This is a genomic window from Parafannyhessea sp., assembly GCF_051876455.1.
Classification (GTDB): domain Bacteria; phylum Actinomycetota; class Coriobacteriia; order Coriobacteriales; family Atopobiaceae; genus Parafannyhessea.
The window spans coordinates 1-4,138 of the sequence record NZ_JBJEHW010000066.1 but is presented as its reverse complement, the minus strand read 5'-3'; the positions used below and the strand labels follow the sequence as shown (position 1 = coordinate 4,138).

Here is a 4,138-nt window from a genome sequence, read left to right as displayed (position 1 = left end):
CTTCCTGCCGCACTTCAACCAGCCGTACAACTACTACACGATGGCGGGCTACCAGGCCCTGCTGGCAAGGTAGGGCGGTCCCGCGCAAGCGCAAGGGCGCCCGCGAGCCGTCTGGCTCGCGGGCGCCCCACTTGCCCCGGTGCATGCACCAGGCGTCTCGTACCGGGTTGCGAGCTAGAACGGCATCTTGCCGCCCATGCCCATGTTGCGCATCATGCTCGTCATCTGGCGGCGCGCCTTCTTGGAGTTGCCGCCACCGTTTGCCATCGAGCGCATCTTGCCCATCATCTTGTCCATCTCGGACCACTGCTTGAGCAGCTGGTTGACCTCCTGGACGCTCCTGCCGGAGCCGCGCGCGATGCGCTTGCGCCTCTGGCCGTTGATGGTCTTGGGGCGCTGGCGCTCCTCCTTGGTCATGGAGCGGATCATCGCCTCGATGCGAGTGATCTGGTCGTCGGACACGCTGCCGCCGGCCTGCTTGAGCGCGCGCTCGCCGCCGGGGAGCGCCGCCAGGATCTTCTGCAGGCCGCCCATCTTCCTGATCTGCTGCATCTGCTGCAGCATGTCGTCCATCGTGAAGCCCTCGCGGAGCATCCTCGCCGCGGACTCGATGTCCTTCTCGTCCGTGACCTGCTGGGCCTGCTCGATGATGCTCACGACGTCGCCCATGCCCAGGATGCGCTTGGCCATCCTGTCCGGGTGGAAGACCTCGAGGGAGTCGGGCTTCTCGCCCATCGAGACGAACTTGATGGGCTTGCCGGTGACCTCGCGCACGGACAGCGCGCCGCCGCCACGGGCGTCGCCGTCGAGCTTGGACATGATGACGCCGTCGAAGTCGACGCGCTCGGCGAACTCGGACGCCACGTTCACGATGTCCTGGCCGGTCATCGCGTCGACCACCATGAGGATCTGGTCGGGCTTGACCGCGTTCTTGATGTCGACGGCCTCCTGCATCATCTGCTCGTCGATCTGCAGGCGGCCGGCCGTGTCCACGATCACGATGTCGCGCAGGCCGTCGACGGCCGCCTTGATGGACTCGCTGGCCACCTTGACGGCGTCCTTGCCGTCACCGCGGTAGACCGGCACGCCGATCTCCTTGCCCAGCGTCTCGAGCTGGTCGGCTGCGGCGGGACGGTGCACGTCGCACGCGGCGAGCAGCGGGCTGTGCCCCTGCTTCTTGAGGAGAAACGCGAGCTTCGCGGCCGCGGTAGTCTTGCCGGAGCCCTGCAGGCCCACGAGCATGATCACGTTGGGCGTGCGGTTCTGCGCGAGGACGAGCTTGGACTCGGTGCTGCCGAGCAGCTGCGTCAGCTGGTCGAGCACGATGCGCACGACGTTCTGCGCCGGGGTGAGGGACTCCAGCACCTCGGCCGTCATGCACTTCTCCTTGCACTGCGCCACGAAGTTCTTGACGACGCGGTAGTTCACGTCCGCCTCGAGGAGCGCCATGCGGATCTCGCGCATGGCGGAGTTGATGTCGTCCTCGGTCAGGCGGCCCTTGCCGCGCAGCTTCTCGAAGGTGTTCTGGAGTCTGTCGGATAGGCTGTCGAACATGTTCGTCACTCACTTTCTCCGTCACCCACGAGCGCGCGGGAGAACTCGAGCGCGTCGAAGGTCTGCAGGTCGTCGATGCCCTCGCCCACGCCGATGCGGTAGATGGGGAGGTTGAGGTCGTGGGATATGGCGAGCGCGATGCCGCCCTTGGCGGTCCCGTCGAGCTTCGTCACGATGATGCCGTCGAGGTCGAGGGCGGAGTTGAACTCGCGTGCCTGGTTGAGGCCGTTCTGGCCCGTGGTCGCGTCGATCACGAGCACGACCCTCACGGGAATCTGGGCGCGCTTGCGGGTCACGCGCACGACCTTCTCGAGCTCGCGCATGAGCTCGGGGCTCGTGTGGAGCCTTCCCGCCGTGTCGATCAGGACGAGGTCGTCCCCGTCCTTCTCCGCGCGGCCGAGCACGTCGTAGCAGACGCTCGCGGGGTCGGCGCCGCGCTCGCGCGTGACGACCTCCGTGCCGGAGCGCTTGCCCCAGACCTCGAGCTGCTCGATGGCGGCCGCCCTGAACGTGTCCGCGCCGCCAATGAGGCAGCGCCTGCCCTCGCGCTTGGCCACGCCCGCTAGCTTGCCCACCGTCGTGGTCTTGCCCGCGCCGTTGATGCCCACGAAGAGCACGCAGGACGGCACGTCCTCGAAGGGGTCGACCTCGGCGGGGACGAACTCCTTGGCGAGCCGCTCCGCGAGCGCCCGGCTGAGCTGGCGGGCCGTCTTGAGACCCTCGCGCGCCGCCTGCTCGCGCAGGTCGTCCGTGACCTTCATGGCCACCTCGGCGCCCATGTCGCCCATGACCAGGCGGTCCTCGAGGTCCTCCCAGAACTCGTCGTCGACCTCGCCGCCCATGTAGAAGACTTCCGCGAGTGCCTCGCGGGAGCGCGCGAGACCGCGCTTCAAGCTGTCGAACATGCCCATCTAGGCCTCGACCACCTTTCCCGTCGTCCTGTCGAGGCGCTGGCTCACGACGTGGCTGACGCCGTCCGCCTGCATGGACACGCCGTACAGCACGTCGGCCTGCTCCATGGTGCGCCTCTGGTGAGAGATTACTATAAGCTGCGTCGTCTCCTTCAGCCTCTCGATCGCGTCGAGCAGCTTGGAGAGGTTCGAGTCGTCGAGCGCCGCCTCGACCTCGTCGAACACGTAGAACGGCACGGTGCGCGTCTTGTACACCGCGAAGAGGAGCGCGAGCGCCGTGAGCGACTTCTCGCCGCCGCTCATGAGCGTCATCTTCTGGATCCTCTTGCCCTGCGGCTGCGCCACGATCTCGACGCCGGTCTCGTCCAGGTGGTCCGGGTCCGTCATCTCGAGGTGGGCCTTGCCGCCGGGGAAGAGCATGGAGAATATCTCCGAGAAGTTCGCGTTCACCTTGTCGAACACCACCAGGAACTGGCGGCGCATCTTGCGGTCGATGGCCGCGTTGATCTTGGCGAGCGCCTTCCGGGCCTGCTCGAGGTCGGCCACCTGCTCCCCTATGTAGTCCGAGCGCTTCTTGAGCCTCTCGTACTCGTCCATGGCGACCTCGTTAACGGGTCCCATGTCCGAGAGCTCGCGCTTGATGCGCGCCACGGTCTTCTCCATGGCCACGCGGTCCTCGGGCTCGGGAAGCGCCAGAGCGTCCTCGAGCACGTAGCCCCTCGAGACGATGTCGTTGATGGCGTTCTCGACCTGCACTTCGAGCTTGCCGACCTCGACCTTCACGTTGTTCGCGACGCCGTTTGCGCGGTCGAGCTCGCCCTGCGCGTCGCTCACGGCCTCGCGGGCGTCCGCGATCGTCTTCTTGAGCGAGTCGGAGTCCGCCTCTGCGAGCGAGGCGCGGTCCTTCAGGCGCGCGGCCCAGGCGAGGGCGCGCTCGTGCACGGCCTCGTAGCGCTCGTGCAGCGGCTCGACGCGAAGTCTCAGCACGTCGAGCGCGCGCGAGCTCTCCTCGGTCTGCTTCCGGCGCCTCTCCAGGTCGGCCACCTGGCGCGAGAGCTCCTCCTCGCGCACGGCGAGGTGGTTGCGCCTCTCGACGATGGTCGCGAGCTTGAGCTTGGCGTCGGACAGCTTGTCCTGCGTCTCGTTCTCCTCGTGCGAGGCGCGCTGGCGCTCCGTCGAGGCTTCCTCGAGCTTGCTCGAGAGCTCGCCCGTGCGCCTCTCGGCCTCGTCCGCGGCCCTCTTATGGCGCTCGACCTCCTGGCGCGCCTTGCCCGCGCGCTCGGCGGCGGCGGCGCGGTTCTTGGAGACCTGCGCCTGCTCGGAGCTCGCCTGGCGGAGCTGCGCCTCGAGCCTGCCCACCTCGGACGTAGCGGACGAGAGCTCGCCCTTGAGCCTCGCGACCTCGCCCTTCGCGTGCGCGCTCGCCTCACGGGCGTCAGCCAGCTCGGCCTCCGCGGCGGAGATGCCCTCCGTCGCCCTCGCGAGCGCCTCCTCCAGCGCGTCCATGCCATCGCGCAGCGCCCTGATGCGGCGCTTGCGCTCGAGCGAGCCCTGCTCCGCGCCGCCCGCCGTACCGACCTCGACCCTGCCGTCCGGGAGCACCGTCACGCCCTGCGGCGTCACGTACGTGAGCGCCGGCGCCTTCCCGTTCGCGTCGAGCGCCGCACGGACGT

At 68.2% G+C, this 4,138-nt stretch carries 3 protein-coding genes; all 3 read right to left on the bottom strand.

What is annotated here, in order from left to right:
• Positions 1-174: 174 nt before the first annotated feature.
• Entirely contained in the window at positions 175-1,554 is a 1,380-nt protein-coding gene (ffh, locus tag ACI38Z_RS03150) for a signal recognition particle protein (protein WP_439788733.1), read from the bottom strand.
• A gap of 5 nt (positions 1,555-1,559) precedes the next feature.
• Positions 1,560-2,465, bottom strand: coding sequence for a signal recognition particle-docking protein FtsY (ftsY, locus tag ACI38Z_RS03145; RefSeq protein WP_439788732.1), 906 nt, complete (start codon positions 2,463-2,465; stop codon positions 1,560-1,562).
• Positions 2,466-4,138 (bottom strand): AAA family ATPase (locus ACI38Z_RS03140; RefSeq protein ID WP_439788731.1); only part of this gene is annotated, 1,673 nt, incomplete at its 5' end.